The sequence below is a fragment of the Streptosporangium sp. CA-115845 genome (genome assembly GCF_050943795.1).
Lineage (GTDB): Bacteria > Actinomycetota > Actinomycetes > Streptosporangiales > Streptosporangiaceae > Streptosporangium.
Genome location: NZ_CP191988.1, coordinates 2,284,717 through 2,298,779 on the forward strand (window position 1 = coordinate 2,284,717; position 14,063 = coordinate 2,298,779).

General features: G+C 71.9%; 14 protein-coding genes. 7 read left to right on the forward strand and 7 right to left on the reverse strand.

Annotated features, from left to right (window positions below):
- Nucleotides 1–176 precede the first annotated feature (176 nt).
- Complete coding sequence (locus ACQP0P_RS12640) at nucleotides 177–1,334, forward strand: thiolase C-terminal domain-containing protein (RefSeq protein WP_433375242.1); 1,158 nt, start codon at nucleotides 177–179, stop codon at nucleotides 1,332–1,334.
- Between the two features lie 3 nt (nucleotides 1,335–1,337).
- The gene (locus ACQP0P_RS12645; RefSeq protein ID WP_433375245.1) at nucleotides 1,338–1,724 is read left to right on the forward strand and encodes a Zn-ribbon domain-containing OB-fold protein; all 387 of its coding nucleotides are present in this window, start codon (nucleotides 1,338–1,340) and stop codon (nucleotides 1,722–1,724) included.
- A gap of 187 nt (nucleotides 1,725–1,911) precedes the next feature.
- Here the strand turns inward: ACQP0P_RS12645 and ACQP0P_RS12650 are convergent, their stop codons facing one another.
- Nucleotides 1,912–2,265, reverse strand: coding sequence for a hypothetical protein (locus ACQP0P_RS12650; RefSeq protein ID WP_433375248.1), 354 nt, complete (start codon nucleotides 2,263–2,265; stop codon nucleotides 1,912–1,914).
- A 136-nt stretch (nucleotides 2,266–2,401) separates the two neighbouring features.
- On the opposite strand from ACQP0P_RS12650, the gene ACQP0P_RS12655 reads away from it, so the two are divergent.
- From ACQP0P_RS12655 to ACQP0P_RS12665, 3 genes are all read left to right on the forward strand, one after another.
- A complete protein-coding gene (locus ACQP0P_RS12655; RefSeq protein ID WP_433375251.1) occupies nucleotides 2,402–3,148 on the forward strand; it encodes a GntR family transcriptional regulator in 747 nt (248 codons plus the stop codon).
- Nucleotides 3,149–3,480: 332 nt separating this feature from the next.
- On the forward strand, nucleotides 3,481–4,086 hold the full coding sequence (locus ACQP0P_RS12660; protein WP_433375254.1) for a GNAT family N-acetyltransferase: 606 nt from the start codon (nucleotides 3,481–3,483) through the stop codon (nucleotides 4,084–4,086).
- A 43-nt stretch (nucleotides 4,087–4,129) separates the two neighbouring features.
- The gene (locus tag ACQP0P_RS12665) at nucleotides 4,130–4,804 is read left to right on the forward strand and encodes a copper homeostasis protein CutC (RefSeq protein WP_433375257.1); all 675 of its coding nucleotides are present in this window, start codon (nucleotides 4,130–4,132) and stop codon (nucleotides 4,802–4,804) included.
- A 47-nt stretch (nucleotides 4,805–4,851) separates the two neighbouring features.
- Here the strand turns inward: ACQP0P_RS12665 and ACQP0P_RS12670 are convergent, their stop codons facing one another.
- A complete protein-coding gene (locus ACQP0P_RS12670) occupies nucleotides 4,852–6,039 on the reverse strand; it encodes a DUF6986 family protein (protein ID WP_433375259.1) in 1,188 nt (395 codons plus the stop codon).
- Nucleotides 6,040–6,252: 213 nt separating this feature from the next.
- Between ACQP0P_RS12670 and ACQP0P_RS12675 the strand changes: the two genes are divergently transcribed.
- Entirely contained in the window at nucleotides 6,253–6,771 is a 519-nt protein-coding gene (locus ACQP0P_RS12675) for a hypothetical protein (RefSeq protein ID WP_433375262.1), read from the forward strand.
- 39 nt (nucleotides 6,772–6,810) lie between these two features.
- Here the strand turns inward: ACQP0P_RS12675 and ACQP0P_RS12680 are convergent, their stop codons facing one another.
- From ACQP0P_RS12680 to ACQP0P_RS12700, 5 genes are all read right to left on the reverse strand, one after another.
- Nucleotides 6,811–8,139, reverse strand: coding sequence for an FAD-dependent oxidoreductase (locus ACQP0P_RS12680; RefSeq protein ID WP_433375264.1), 1,329 nt, complete (start codon nucleotides 8,137–8,139; stop codon nucleotides 6,811–6,813).
- A gap of 267 nt (nucleotides 8,140–8,406) precedes the next feature.
- Nucleotides 8,407–9,996, reverse strand: coding sequence for an AMP-binding protein (locus ACQP0P_RS12685; RefSeq protein WP_433375267.1), 1,590 nt, complete (start codon nucleotides 9,994–9,996; stop codon nucleotides 8,407–8,409).
- Between the two features lie 21 nt (nucleotides 9,997–10,017).
- Complete coding sequence (locus tag ACQP0P_RS12690; RefSeq protein WP_433375270.1) at nucleotides 10,018–11,127, reverse strand: hypothetical protein; 1,110 nt, start codon at nucleotides 11,125–11,127, stop codon at nucleotides 10,018–10,020.
- Nucleotides 11,124–12,191: an LLM class flavin-dependent oxidoreductase gene (locus ACQP0P_RS12695; RefSeq protein WP_433375273.1), complete on the reverse strand. Its 1,068-nt coding sequence runs from the start codon at nucleotides 12,189–12,191 to the stop codon at nucleotides 11,124–11,126. Before ACQP0P_RS12695 ends, ACQP0P_RS12690 begins: the two co-directional genes overlap by 4 nt.
- A gap of 119 nt (nucleotides 12,192–12,310) precedes the next feature.
- Complete coding sequence (locus ACQP0P_RS12700) at nucleotides 12,311–13,306, reverse strand: acyl-CoA dehydrogenase family protein (protein WP_433375276.1); 996 nt, start codon at nucleotides 13,304–13,306, stop codon at nucleotides 12,311–12,313.
- A gap of 187 nt (nucleotides 13,307–13,493) precedes the next feature.
- On the opposite strand from ACQP0P_RS12700, the gene ACQP0P_RS12705 reads away from it, so the two are divergent.
- Entirely contained in the window at nucleotides 13,494–14,057 is a 564-nt protein-coding gene (locus tag ACQP0P_RS12705; RefSeq protein WP_433375279.1) for a hypothetical protein, read from the forward strand.
- Nucleotides 14,058–14,063: the final 6 nt, after the last annotated feature.

Here is a 14,063-nt window from a genome sequence, read left to right on the forward strand (position 1 = left end):
ACCGTCTGGCGCTATCTTACCAAGCGCTTGCTTGGATTGTGGGGGAGTCCCGGAAAAAGTCCCCGGTCGTCGTCCGGCTCGTACTCGCCGTCGACGGCGACCGCCCGTCGTTGACATCCGCGATTCGCCCGGCCTAGCCTCTGGCCAAGCGCTTGCTTGAGATCGGAGGCTCGTCCGTGGGTGGTTTCCGGGACCGCACGGCCGTCGCGGGCGTCGGGTACACCCGGTTCTCCAAGGATTCCGGGGTCAGCACCCTCACCCTGGCCTGCGAGGCCGTGCTGGCGGCCCTGGACGACGCGGGCCTGACCGCCGACGACGTCGACGGCATCGCCACCCACCGGGTCGGCGACTCCGCCGCGCCCTGTCTGGTCGGTCCCGCGCTCGGCATCCACGAGCCCTCCTGGTACCTCGACCAGTTCGGCGGCGGCAGCGTCTCCCACTCGGTGGTCGGCCAGGCGGCGCTCGCGGTCGCGGCGGGCGTCGCCGAGACCGTCGTCTGCTACCGGGCGATCAACGCGCGCTCGGAGTTCCGGATGGGCGGGACCGGCCGAGGGTTGCCGGTCAGCCCCGAGGTCCAGTACCAGGCGCCGTACGGCTACTTCGCGCCGCCGCAGCAGTACGCGATGTTCGCCCGCGCCCACATGTCGAGGTACGGCACCCGCCCCGAGCACTTCGGCGCGCTGGCGGTCGTCCAGCGCGCCAACGCGGCCAAGAACCCCCGGGCGCTCATGCGCACCCCGATCACCCTGGACGACTACCTGTCGAGCCGGTGGATCGCCGAGCCGTTCCGGCTGCTCGACTGCTGCCTGGAGACCGACGGCGCCTGCGCGCTCGTCGTCACGAGCGCCGAGCGGGCCGCCGACCTGCGCAGGCCGCCGGTGCTCATCTCCGCCGCCGCGTGGGGAGGCGGCGACTCCTTCCTGTCCGGCGGCCGGGCGGACAGCACGGTGACCGGCGCGGCCGAACTGGCCCCGCGCCTGTACCGCCAGGCGGGCATCGGGCCCGCCGACGTCGACGTGGCCGAGATCTACGACTGCTTCACCTACTCGGTGATCGTGCAACTGGAGGACTACGGCTTCTGCGCCAAGGGCGAGGGCGGCCCGTACGTCGCCTCGGGTGCCGTCGCGCCGGGTGGTGAGCTGCCGGTGAACACGCACGGCGGGTTCCTGTCGGAAGGGTACGTGCACGGCGTCAACCACATCGCCGAGGCCGTCTCACAGCTGAGGGGGGACGCGGGGGACAGGCAGGTGGAAGGGGCCGAGGTGGCGCTCTCCACGGCCCAGCCCGGCTACATCCTGCCCGCCACCTCGGCGCTGATCCTGCGGAAGGGGTGAGGGGTGCGTCCGGTTGCCGATCGCGACTCGGCGGAGTGGTGGAGGCGGACCGCCGGCGGGGAGTTCGTGCTCCAGCGGTGCGACTCCTGCGCCACGCCACGCTTTCCCGCCCGCGCCTACTGCCACCGCTGCAGGACCCGCGAGTGGCACTGGGAGCCCATCGCCCCGGCCGGCCGCGTCGAGAGCTGGATCGTCAGCCACCAGCCCTTCCTGGCCGGGGTGAGCGAGCCGTACACGGTGGTGATGGTGCGGCTGGACGAGGCACCCGAATGCGTCATGTACGGCAACTGGCGCGGTGCGGAGCCGCCGGTCGCGGGCCTGCCCGTCCGGGCGTGCTTCAGGAAGGTGGACGAGGAACTGTCGCTGATCGACTGGCGCCCGCCCGGCTGAGGCGCGCTCGCGGCGGGGGCTCGTCATCAAGGCCGTGTCATGGGCGCGTCCCGGCGGGTCCCGTTCCCGCCGATCGCGCTCCGGAGATGGGGAGCGCGCCCTGGCGGGCGTGGGGGACCCGCCAGGACGCGTTCCGCTCCGGCGCGATGGGCGGAGGACCCCGGCGAGGGGTGGGGTCCTCCGCCGGCTAGTCGCGCTCGGAGTCTGTGTCGGCGAAGACGCGGACCTGGTGGTCCGCCTCCTCCTCCGCGAGGTCGTCGTCAGGCGTGGGCCGCCGGTAGTGCTGCGAGATGAGGCGGGCCGCCCCAACCGGGTCGTCGGCCGGATGCGAGGACTCAACGCCATCCTCGTTCCAGACAAAGAGCCCGTTATTGCACCAAACGGTTAGATCGGTCAGTACCGAGAGCACGGACATCCCGCTTCCGTTGCTCTGGTAGGTGTGGGTGAATCCCTGGCGGTGCAGCGCGTAGCGCAGTAGACGCGTTGCCTCGCGGGGGTCGTGCCAGGGCAGGTACGGCGCATCCACGCGGACCGACAGCACCGGCCTCCACCCCCTCGCTGGCCTTTCGATGGATTTGTACCAACGATTGGATGATGCGGGTCTTGGGAGGTTGGGTCAAGGGGCTGTTCCCCGCTAGAACCAGATCGTCTAGTTTTGTTGGCACAAAGGGGACTTAATGGCGCGGTCAACGCTGTATCAACTGGTGGCCTCCGATCTGAGGAGGACCATCTACTCCGGTGCGCTCGGACCGGGGGATCAGCTGCCGACCGAGGCGGAGCTCATGCTCGTGCACCAGGTGAGCCGGAACACCGTGCGGCTGGCTCTCGGCGAGCTGGTGAACGAGGGCCTGGTCACCCGCACCCCCCGCAGGGGCACCGTCGTGCGGGAGCGCCGTCCGCTGCTCATGCACCCCCAGCGCGAACTGCAGCCGCGGGGCGAGGAGACCCTGGAGGCCTTCGCCTGGGCGGTCTCGCAGGAGGGGCGCGCGCCGAGCCAGGAGATCGAGGTCTCGATCGTGCACCCGGCCGAGGAGATCGCCAGCAGGCTGGAGCTCTCGGACGACGAGCTCGCCGTGGTCCGCCGCAGGCTGCGCTTCGTGGACGGCCAGCCGTACAACACCAACGACTCCTACTTCCCGCTGGCCCTGGTCGCCGACTCCGAGATCACCCGTCCCGGCGACATCAGGCGCGGGGCCAACAAGGTCCTTGAGGAGCTCGGCCACCGGCAGGTGCGGATAGTGGACGACATCTGGGCGCGGATGCCCAACAGCGCGGAGACCGAGCGGCTCCAGCTCCAGCTCGGCACGCCGGTCGTCGTCTACGTCCGAGTCGGTTACGACGTGGAGGACACCCCCGTGCGCGTGGCGGTGTCGGTACTGCCCGCGGACAAGCACCTGATCAGGTACGAGCTGGAAAGCCGTTGACATCTTCGTAACCGCCCTGACGGGCCGGCCTCCACTCCGTCCGCGCCGCGGGCGCCCGGCGGGCCGCGCCCGCGGGGCGGCCGTTCTCCTTCCGGCCGGCGCACTCCGGGCCGGGACTTCCCCGGGCCCGGCCGTCTCGCCCGAGCTCCCCCCGCCCGTCGCCCTCCCGCCGGGCTCTCCCGCGCCGCCCGCGCCTCTCACCCCGACCGGCGCCTCCCCGCCGCTCGCCCCCAGCCCCTAGGCATCCGCCTAGCCCGACATGGGTGTCGTGCGTCATCAGGTGACCACGCTCCGTGTCAACTCGCGTACCGAACGCAACGAAGGGATGAACCATGCACTCGAACACCGCCGGTCCCACCACCGTGCGCCCGTTCACGCTGCGCAGGGCCACGGACGGTGATCTCGACGGGGTGCTCGCGCTCCTCGCCGAGACCGCCGGGTGGCTGAACCGCCGCGGCGTGCGGCAGTGGCCCGCCGCCGGCTTCCCCGCCGGGCGCATCACCCCGCTGATCGACGAGGGCGTCATGTACCTGCTGGACGGGGAGGACGGGCCCGCCGCGACCCTCGCCCTGGACGCTCACGCCGACCCCGAGTTCTGGGCCCCGGGAGACGACCCCGGCTCGGCGCTCTACGTCCACAAGCTGGCCGTGGCGCGCGCCCACGCCGGCCGGGGGCTGGGAGAGGCGCTGCTCGACTGGGCGGGCCTGCGGGTCCTGGCCCTGGGGAGAAGATGGCTCAGGCTTGACTGCTCCAAGGACAACTCGCGGCTCCAGGACTACTATCGGGGACAGCGTTTCGCGCACCTCCGCACGGTCGACCTGTCGCATCGCGCCTCCGGCGCCCTGTTCCAGCGGCAGGGGGGCCTGCGCGCCCACGCGTCCGGCCTCGCGCCGTCCTTCTCGGACCGGCGCGGGTCGTCCGTCCCCGAGCATGTCTGAACCACGGCGATCCCAGGGCAAACCCATCCGATAGCCTCCATTCATGACCGGATCCTTGCTTGAGGTGATCACGCTTGACGTGCGTGATGCCGTCGCGGCCGAAGCCGGTGGCGCCGATCGCCTGGAGGTCGTCACCGACATGGCCGTGGGCGGGCTCACCCCGGCTGCGGAGACGGTCGCAGCGATCTCCAAGGAGTGCGCGCTGCCGCAGATGGTGATGCTGCGTGGCGAGGCCTCGTTCCTGGCCACGCCCGAGTCGCTGAAGACCCTGAGCCGCGAGGCCAGGGCACTCGCCGACGCGGGCGCGGCCGGGTTCGTGTTCGGGTTCCTCGATCGGGCGGGGGCGGTCGACCTGGCCGCCACCGAGGCGCTCATCCACGCGGTCGCACCGCTGCCCTGGACCTTTCACCGGGCGGTGGACCACGCGGCCGACACCCAGGCGAGCTGGCGTGCCGTCCGCCTGCTGCCCAACCTCGCCACCGTGCTCACCTCGGGTGCGCCCGGTGGCGTGGCGGACGGGCTGCCGCTGCTCAAGACCCGGTGCGAGGCGGGCGACGGCCCGCTGATCATGGCCGGGGGCAGGCTGAGGCCCGGCCATGTCGGGGTGCTGATGGAGTACGGCGTGCGGGCCTTCCACGTCGGCAGCGCCGTGCGGGCGTCCTGGTCGGACCCGGTCGACGAGCGCCGGGTCCGCCAGTGGCGCGCCCTGATCGACTGAGGCGCGTCAGGTCTCGCGGTGATCGGCCGGGGGGCCGGCGATCGAGGTCAGGCCGGTGGAGCCGGGGCGGGGCCCAGGGCCAGGTCGGCGCGGCGCAGGGCGGCGGTCATGGTCTTGATCGTGGCGGGCTCGTCCATCACACCCTCGCCCGCCTCGCGTCGCTCCTGCCAGGCGCGCACCCGGTGGGCGTACTCCTGGTAACGGGACAGGTGGAAGGCGTAGACCGTCGCGTACCGGCTGACCAGGTGTGACGGGTGCATGTCCCAGCCCTGGTAGAAGCCGTGGCCCAGGGAGTGCCCGACCAGCTCCGCGTGGCGCCGCCACAGCTCCTGCACGGCCCGCCTGTCGTCCGAGGCGGGGGAGGCCGCCAGCGAACCGTCCGACAACTCCACGCCGGTCCCGGCGAAGACCGTCTGCATGACGTTCCTGGCGTGATCGCAGACGGGATGGTCCAGCCGCTGCTCGTGCGGGGGCAGCGCGCAGCTCGCCGTGTAGTCGAAGACGCCGAAGTGCGCCGCGGCCAGCCTGCCCCGCAGGGAGGCGACCAGAGCGGAGTCGAGGAACAGCACCGTCTGCGGCGCCTCGACCTGGATCTCGAACCGGAGCGCGCCCTCGTCGAGACCCAGCCCGTCCTCCAGCGCCCGCAGGCAGTCGGCGAACTGGTGGAGGTAGGCCCGCATCAGCACCTTCGGGAAGGTGACCACGAATCCCCCGGGCAGCTGCCCGACCCGCTCGACCACGCCGGTGAGAAAGCCGTCCAGCGTCCTGAGGGAGCGGACCGGGTCGCCGTCGGCGAACGACTTCACCCGCAGACCCCAGCGGCGGGGTAGCGTTCCGGCCGCGTGCATGGCCGCGATCGCCTCGGCGGCGGTGGAGGCGTGACCGTCCTCCTCCGCGGGACGCGGCCCGTACCCGTCCTCGAAGTCGACGCGCAGGTCCTCGACGGGCTCCTCGCCGAGCTTGGCGGCCACCCGGTCGTGGACGGCTCCGGCGAGGTCCCCGCCCACGCCGAGGATCGCGGCCAGATCGCGCTGCGGCAGGTGCCGCCGCATCAGCTCCAGCGCGGCGTCACCCCACGCCCGTACCGTCCCGGCGTCGAGGCGGTCCGCGGGGACGTAGACCGTGTGCACCGGCTGCCACCCGGCCGGCCCGTACGGGTACAGCGCCGACTGCTCGCGGTGGACCCGCTCGAAGCCCGGGATCAGGGCGGACGGGTCGGCGAGCGTGACGCGCATGCTGGTGCTCCTCTGCGGACGTGCCGATATGGACGTGCCGGTTCGGACCGGACGCGCCGTTTTGAACGCACCTTAGCCGCCGCACGCCGCCGCCGGTCACCCCTGTCACCGTCGCCCCACGCCGATCAGTGGACTCAGCCGGTCCCAACCGGATCACAAGTCACCATGGCTAAACTTTGCCATCGGAATTCGATCACTCGGCGATGGGATGACATGAACAGACTCAAGGGGCTCTCCGCGCTGGCCGGGTCCCTGCTGGCCGTACTGCTGATGACGCAGGCGGCTCCGGCCGCCGCGGCGGCCGCGCCCGCGAAGCCCAAGGTGGCCGTGGCGGTGAAGGCGAGTCCGGCCAAGCACACCGGTAAGTGCCCGGTGACCGTCGGCTTCACGGCGAAGATCAAGGTGAGCGCGCCCACCGTGGTGGCCTACCGCTGGCTCAGGGGCGACGGCTCCAAAAGCGCGGTGAAGACCGTGAAGGTGAACAGGACGAAGATCCTGAAGGATCGCGCCACCTTCCGCGGCAACCTGAAGGGCTGGCAGGCGCTCCAGGTGCTGAGCCCGCGCGAGGTCGTCTCCAGGAAGGCGGCCTTCACGATCTCCTGCGCGCCGCAGGGCGGCGGCGGTAACGGTGACAACGGCGGTGACGGTGGCGTCGACCCGCAGGGCCCGGCGGAGGGGCAGGGCCCCGACGGTCCGGGTGGCGAGCAGGGCGGCACCGAGAACGGCGAGTAGCGCGAACAGCACCCCGTCAGTGACACGGCCGCGGCCGTGTCACTGACGGCCGCAGGCGGTGAGCATGGCGGCGATGCCGAGAAGTTTCACCCGCTCGCCCCGGTCGAGGGACCTGGCCAGTGCCGCCTCGGCGGCCTCGATGGCCAGCCAGTGCTCGTAGGTGATCGGCGAGACGCCCCGGGAGGCGAGGAGCTCGTCCGGGTCCGTGCGGTGTACCGGATCGCGACCGGCGAGATCGGCGAGGAGGGTGCGGACCGTCTCGGCGGCGTCGGACTTGTTGGTGCCGATCACACCGCTGGGACCGCGCTTGAGCCAGCCCGCCACGTACTCGCGGTCGCGGACCCGGCCGGCCTCGTTCGGCACGGTCATGGTGGCCTCGGAGAAGGGAACGCCGGGTAGCGGCACGCTCTGGTAGCCGACCGAGCGCAGCACCATGCCGACCGGGATGGTCTCGAACTCGCCGGTGCCGACCACCCGGCCGTCCAGCAGCCGGGTCCGCTCCAGCTTGAGCGCCTCCACCCGCCCCTCGCCGAGGATCTCCACCGGACGCATCCAGAACCGCACGTCCAGCCGCCGGGGACGGCCCGTCAGGCCGCGGGCCGCCCAGCTCTGCAGGACCTCGACGTTGCCCCTGATCTGCCGGGACGCCGTCGAGACGTCCGCGGCGCTCTCCTCGGGCCGCACCCGCACGTCCGCGTTGGTCAGCTCGCCCAGCTCCCTGAGCTCCTTCAGGGTGAACTTGGCGTGCTCGGGCCCCCGGCGGCCGATCATGTGGATGGCCTTCACCTCGCTGGCGGCCAGCCGGTCGAGCGCCTCCTGCGGCACGTCGGTGGCGCGCAGCTCGTCGGCGGTCTTGGCCAGGATGCGCACCACGTCGACCGCCACGTTCCCCACGCCGATCACCGCGACCTCGGGGCTGTCGAGGACGAAGCGGTCACCGGGCATGTCGGGATGGCCGCAGTACCAGTTGACGAAGTCGGTGGCGGCCACGCTGCCCGGCAGGTCCTCGCCGGGGATGCCCATCCGCCGGTCCACCATCGCGCCGGTGCAGTAGACCACGGCGTCGTAGCAGTCGAGCAGATCGGTGACGCCGATGTCCCTGCCGAACTCGACACCGCCGAGGAACCGCACGTCCGGAAGCTCCAGCACGCCGCGCAGGTAGCCCGCTATCGACTTGATCGAGGTGTGGTCGGGGGCGACCCCGTAGCGCACCAGCCCGTACGGGGTCGGCAGCCGTTCCAGCACGTCCACCCGCAGGGGCACGGTGGCCTGTTTCCTCAGGGCCTCGGCCGTGTAGATCCCGGCGGGCCCCGACCCCACGATCGCGACTCGCAGCGACACATCGCCTCCCAGGGTGCTGGCTGTCATGACGCGATTCTCTATTACCGGTGCCCGCCGGGCCAGTCTCGGCGGTCCGTTGTGATCGAACCGGTCATCCGGCACGGGGCGTCCGGCGGATACGTTTCCAATATTTCCGAACATTCCCTGCGAACACGGTGTTCCCGGCGGGCCTGGTTCTCCGTGGGAGTCTGTGGGAGCACGTGCCTCGGAGGTTCTCTGCATTTCCCGCGAACAAGGTGTGCCCGGTACCCCGAGCGAGGACGTGCCGCTGAGACGCCCGCCCGGTCACGCTGCCTACGGGGTCGTCCGCGCGCGCAGGGCGCGCTTGTCCAGCTTCCCGTTGCCGGTGACGGGAAGGGCGTCGACCACGATCACCCGCCTGGGCACCTTGTAGCTGGACATGTTGTCGCGGGCCCAGGAGATGACCTTCTCCGGCTCGACGGCCGCCCCCGGTCTCGGGACCACGAACGCCCAGCCGACCTCACCCATCCGCTCGTCGGGCACCGCGACCACCGCGGCCTGGGCCAGGGAGCCCTCCCGTAGCAGGAGCCCCTCCACCTCGGCGGGGGAGACGTTGAACCCTCCGGCGATGAACAGCTCCTTCTTACGGTCCACGATGGCGAGGTCGCCGCGGGTGTCGAGGGCGCCGATGTCGCCGGTGTGCAGCCAGCCGTCCCTGATCACCTCGGCCGTTTTCTCCGGCTCGCCCCAGTAGCCGCGCATGACCCCGTACCCGCGGACGAGGACCTCGCCGCGCTCGCCGCGCGGCACCTCCAGGCCGTCGTCGTCGACGATCCGCACCTCCATACCCGGCACGGGGCGGCCCGTGCTGCCCGCGACGACCTCGACGGGGTCGTCGGCCCTGGTCATGGAGACGACCGTGCCCTCCATCAACCCGTACGCGTTGATCATGCGTTCCAGGCCGATCCGCTCCAGCAGCCTGCGTACCAGCTCGGCGGGGACGCAGGCCGCCCCGCAGATCGCCACGCGCACCGAGTGCTCACCGATCTCGGTCTCCTCGAGCAGCCGGTGGAACAGTGTCGGGGGCCCGGCCAGGATCGTGATCCCGCCGTCGAGGATCAGGCCGGCCAGCAGGTCGGGGCCGAACCTGGCGATCGGCATCATCGTGGCCCTGCGCATGACCGAGGCCAGCAGCCCGGCATTGAGCCCGAAGCCGTGCGCGAACGGGGCGATCACCGGGTAGCGGTCGCCGGGGCCGAGCGTGACGATCTCCGCCCAGTCCCAGTAACCGCGCAGCATCCGGCCGTGTTCGAGCATCACACCCTTGGGTGTGCCCGTGGTGCCCGAGGTGGAGATGATCTCGCACAGGTCGTCAGATCGTACGGCCAGCGCGCGCTCCTCGGCCTCGGCGCGCCCGATGAGGGAGCCGGCGACGAGCACCTGCGAGGGCTGCGCCGAGCCGGGCCGCTCCAGCCCCTCGGGCACGATCGAGTGCCGCAGGTCCGGCAGGCCGGCGAAGGGCAGGCCGCCGCCCGTCTCGCCGGCGGCCTCGGCCAGCAGGTCGGCCAGGACGGCGCCGTCGTGACCGTACCCGGTGATCAGCACGCTCGCCCCGGTCGAGCGGAGCGTCGCGGCGGCCTCGATGCCCTTGTAGCGCGACGACAGCGGCACGAGCACCGCGCCGGCGTCCCAGACGCCGAACGCGCTGATCACCCAGTGCGCGTCGTTCGGGCCCCAGACGGCGACCCGGTCGCCCGGCAGCACGCCCAGCGCGATCAGGCCCCTGGCGACCTCGCCCGCCCGGTCGCGCAGCTCGGCGAGGGTCAGCCGGACCGTCCCGTCGTCCACGACGACGTCCGAGGGGTGATCGCCGGACAGGGCGCGGAGCATGCGGGGAATCGTCCGCCAGCCGGGTACTTCCATAGCGGTCGCGCCTTTCGTGGGTCAGCGGGCGATGGCTGTGCGATCCCTGCCCAGGTGGTGACCTCGCGTGTCGTTCACCACGCCGGGGGAGACCGTCTCCGAGATCCGGTCGGAGATCTCGACGGTGATCGTGACCGGGGTGAGCGCCTTGAGCGACTGCTGGAGGCGCGACCTCCACATGGGATTCCTGACGAGGCCCTCCCGTTTGAAGGTCACGGTCAGGACCGCGGCGTCGAGCGTGCCCTGCCGCGAGACGCCCAGCTCCCAGCCGGAGACTCCGTCGATCTTGTTGAGCGCCCGCTGGATCCGGTTCAGCGACACCCACACCCCGCGCACCAGCACGTGGTCGCCGACCGTGTGCTCGGGGGCGGGGATCGCCTCCCCGCCGGAGACCCTGACCACCTGGCCGGTGCGCACCGCCTCCCCGGCCCGCGCGCCGGCGACGACCAGCTCGGCCGGCCCCGAGGCGTACGGCGATGCCTGCAGCTCGTCCTTCTCCAGCGGGGCCAGGCCCACCGAGCCGGGTACGAGCAGGGTCAGCGGCGCAGACTCCGAGGAGCGCCAGCCCAGCGGCGTCGCGGTGAACGGCGAGCAGTAGACCTCCGTCACCCGTGCCCCGAACTCCGTCGCCAGATGCGACATCGTGTGGCGCGAGGCGATCTCCCCGGTCAGCACGACGTGCCGCAGGCCCAGGTCCAGCGGGTCCAGCAGGAACTCCAGGTGTAGCCGGGCCAGCAGGTCCATCGCGCCGGTCGGCGTGATCACCAGGGTGGTCGCGCCCAGCGACTCCAGCGCGTGGTGCAGCCTGAGCCTGCCCCGGGGGCCGACGGAGGCACCCGCCCCCGCGACCTCGGCGGCGGCGCGCGCCCACTGCGGGCCCGCCAGCTCGCCGTCGCCCGACAGCGCCGCCACCACCCGGTCCCGCCCGTCCACGCCCACCGCCCGCAGCGCGGCGGCGTAGGCGGCGGTCAGCTCGCCGACCTCGCCCGCGGGGATCACGCTGCCGGCGTCGGCGGAGACCAGCAGCAGCCCGGACGCGCCACGGCTCCCGGCGGCGAGGTCGTCCCTGGTCAGCCATACGGAGGGCGCACCGAGCGGGATGGCTCCGGCGGGCGCCGGGTTCGTCGTCAATTGATCACCTCGGTCATGAAAAGCCGCATCGACTCGCAGACGTGCTCGTGGGAGAGGCCGCCCACCTGTGCCTGCAGGATCAGGTCGGTGGCCCCGGCCTCGGCGATACGGGCCGTGGCCTTCCGGGAGCCCTCCACGTCGTCCACCACGACCATGTGGTGCTCGCGGAGCGTGGCCATGGCCTCCTCGGGGGGCATGCCGGCCGCGAGCTGGCCCAGGACCTTGTGGGTGGCGTGCCGGGCGTCGTAGTAGTCGGGAGGGGTGACCAGGTTGACCTGGCGCCGGATGTACCACAGGACCGGGTCGGAGGCGATCTCGAACGCCCGCTCCCTGGTACCGCCGACGAACCACGGGATCATCAGCGCGACCCGCCGGCTGTCGGGGTCGAAGCCGTTGTCGGCCAGGCACTGCCGGTAGCTCGCGATGTCCTCGGCGACGTCGTCGAGGCCCTTGAGCATCGTCATGCCCAGCAGGTTGTAACCGTGCCTGGCCGCGGCCAGGTAGCCCTCCAGGGAGGTGGACGCCACCCACACGGGAGGGTGCGGCACCTGGGCCGGCCGAGGGTAGACGGAGACGTCGGGGATCTCGAAGAACTCGTTGGACCGGCTGATCGGCTCGCCGTCGGCGTTCCAGATGGCGAGGGTGGCCTCCAGCGAGTCCTCCCAGATCTGCCGCGACTTCTCGAAGGGCTTCTGGAACGCCTGGTACTCCAGCGGGGACGCGCCCCGTCCGGTGCCGAACTCCACCCGGCCGCCGGAGATGACGTCGAGGGTCGCGACGCGCTCGGCGGTCCTGATCGGCGACTGGAAGGGCAGCAGCACCACGCCCAGGCCGAGGTGGATCCGCTCGGTGCGCTGGGAGATGGCGGCCAGCACGAGGTCGGGGGCCGATGAGTGGGAGAAGCCCCGGGTGAAGTGGTGCTCGACGAACCACGCGGTGTCGAAGCCCAGCCGGTCTCCGAGGACCACCTGGTCGATCACGTTGCGGAACGTCTGCTGTTCGACCTCGCGGGAGCGTCCGCGGACCTCCAGCTCGTAGCCCAAGCTGATCCTTAGGGACGTCATCCACGCCTCCGTTGTGTCCATCCGACCCCCGGCCGAGGCCTTCCACTTAACCAAGCGCTCGCTTGGCGAGATTACCAGCATGCCGGGACGTCAACAAGCCGACCGGTGCGGCGCCCTCCCTACAGGCCCGCGGCGGCGGCCAGGCGGGCGCGGTGCGCCTGCGGGGTGCCGAGGAGCTGGGCGTCCGCGGTGGCCCGCTTGAAGTAGCGATGGGCCGGATGCTCCCAGGTGACGCCGGTGCCGCCGTGGACCTGGATGCTCTCGCCCGCGGCGGCCAGGTAGGCCTCCGTGCAGTAGGAGCCCGCGACGGCGGCCCGGACGGGAAGCTCCTCCAGCGGGGCGCACGCGGCGGCCAGGGCGGCCGAGCGGGCCGACTCGACCAGCAGGAGCACGTCGGCGAGCTTGTGCTTGACCGCCTGGAAGGAGCCGATCGGGCGGCCGAACTGGTGGCGCTGTCTCGCGTGGGCCACCGCGGTCTCCAGGCAGCGGGCCGCCCCGCCCACCTGCTCGGCGGCCAGCGCGGCGACCGCCAGGTCGCGGACCCGCTCGTGCGCCGTGCCGGAGCCGATCCGGACGACGGGGACGGCGTCGAAGGCGAGCGCGGTGAGCGGGCGGGTCTGGTCCAGGGTGGGCAGCGGCGTGCGGGAGGAGGGGGCGGCCTCAAGGAGCGCGCCGCCCGCGTAGGCCAGCACCAGCTCGCCGTCCAGGGCGTGCCGGGCGATCCCGGTCAGCCGGTCGCCGTCCAGCACCAGCTCGGCGTCGCCGGGGAGCAGCACGGTCGCGGTGACGGCGCCTTCGGCGATGCCGGGAAGCAGCCTGGCCATGGCCGCCCGGTCACCGGTGGCCTTGATCGCCTCCACGGCCAGCACCGCGGTCTGCAGGTAGGGGTGGGGCGACAGGGCGCGGCCGACCTCCTCGCACACGACGGCCGCCTCGGCCATGCCGCAGCCCGCGCCGCCGTACTCCTCGGGGACCGCCAGGCCGGCCACGCCCAGCTCGGCGGCGAACCGGACCCAGGGGGCGTCCGGGTGCCGGGCGAGGAAGGAGCGGACGGCGTCACGGAGCTCCAGCCGCTCCTCGGAAAGGCTTGGGGAAACGCTCGCGAAAAGACTCACGGCAACAGCATAACCAAGCGCTCGCTTGCCTCGTAAAATTTGCCTCACTCTGGGTATTAGTGCAGGTCAGATATACTGCCGATGGCCACGAGTACATGTGATCGGGGGATCGGTGGCTTTGGTAGAACGCAACTACACGCTTGACTTCGTCGCGGGGGACCGACGGGATCGCGCCATTCTCCGGCACATGCTCCTCGCACTCTTCGTGGGGATACTGCTGGGTGGCGTCGGAGCGTTGCTGGTCTACGGCCCCACCCTGCCTTACGCGATCTACGATCCGTACGCCTACATCCTCCTCGCCACGGTCGTCGGGCGGACCGCGGCCGGTTTCGGCTGGGCGGTGCTCTCCAGCGTGCTCGCCGCGTTCGGAGTGTTGCTCTCGCTGCTGACCGCCACCCTCTTCGAGCCGGGAGACTGGCTCACCAGGTTCGGCGGCAACGGCGCCACGATGAACCTCACGATCGTCAATCTCGTGACGCTCGGGGTTCTCGCCTACCTCGCCAAGCGCCCCGGCCGCTGGGGAGCTCTCGCGGCCGGCGGGGCGGTCGGGCTGGCCCTGTTCGAAGGCATCGACAAGATGATGCCCGGCCCCGAGCACGTCCCCGGCTTCTGGCCGTGGGGAACCGCGGTCGTGATCGTGTTCGCGCTGGGAATGCTGGTCTCACTGGCCCGCGGCAGGGAGCGTGCCTGCTCCGCGCTGGTCGCGCTGGCCCTCGGGGCCTTCTACTTCGTTTTCCTCGCCGGGCTCTGAAAGGGG

Coding starts and splice junctions, on each gene's coding strand:
- ACQP0P_RS12660 (WP_433375254.1), top strand. CDS start 3,481: ATGCACTCGAACACCGCCGGTCCCACCACCGTGCGCCCGTTCACGCTG.
- ACQP0P_RS12655 (WP_433375251.1), top strand. CDS start 2,402: ATGGCGCGGTCAACGCTGTATCAACTGGTGGCCTCCGATCTGAGGAGG.
- ACQP0P_RS12705 (WP_433375279.1), top strand. CDS start 13,494: ATGCTCCTCGCACTCTTCGTGGGGATACTGCTGGGTGGCGTCGGAGCG.
- ACQP0P_RS12665 (WP_433375257.1), top strand. CDS start 4,130: ATGACCGGATCCTTGCTTGAGGTGATCACGCTTGACGTGCGTGATGCC.
- ACQP0P_RS12670 (WP_433375259.1), bottom strand. CDS start 6,039: ATGCGCGTCACGCTCGCCGACCCGTCCGCCCTGATCCCGGGCTTCGAG.
- ACQP0P_RS12685 (WP_433375267.1), bottom strand. CDS start 9,996: ATGGAAGTACCCGGCTGGCGGACGATTCCCCGCATGCTCCGCGCCCTG.
- ACQP0P_RS12680 (WP_433375264.1), bottom strand. CDS start 8,139: ATGACAGCCAGCACCCTGGGAGGCGATGTGTCGCTGCGAGTCGCGATC.
- ACQP0P_RS12695 (WP_433375273.1), bottom strand. CDS start 12,191: ATGACGTCCCTAAGGATCAGCTTGGGCTACGAGCTGGAGGTCCGCGGA.
- ACQP0P_RS12675 (WP_433375262.1), top strand. CDS start 6,253: ATGAACAGACTCAAGGGGCTCTCCGCGCTGGCCGGGTCCCTGCTGGCC.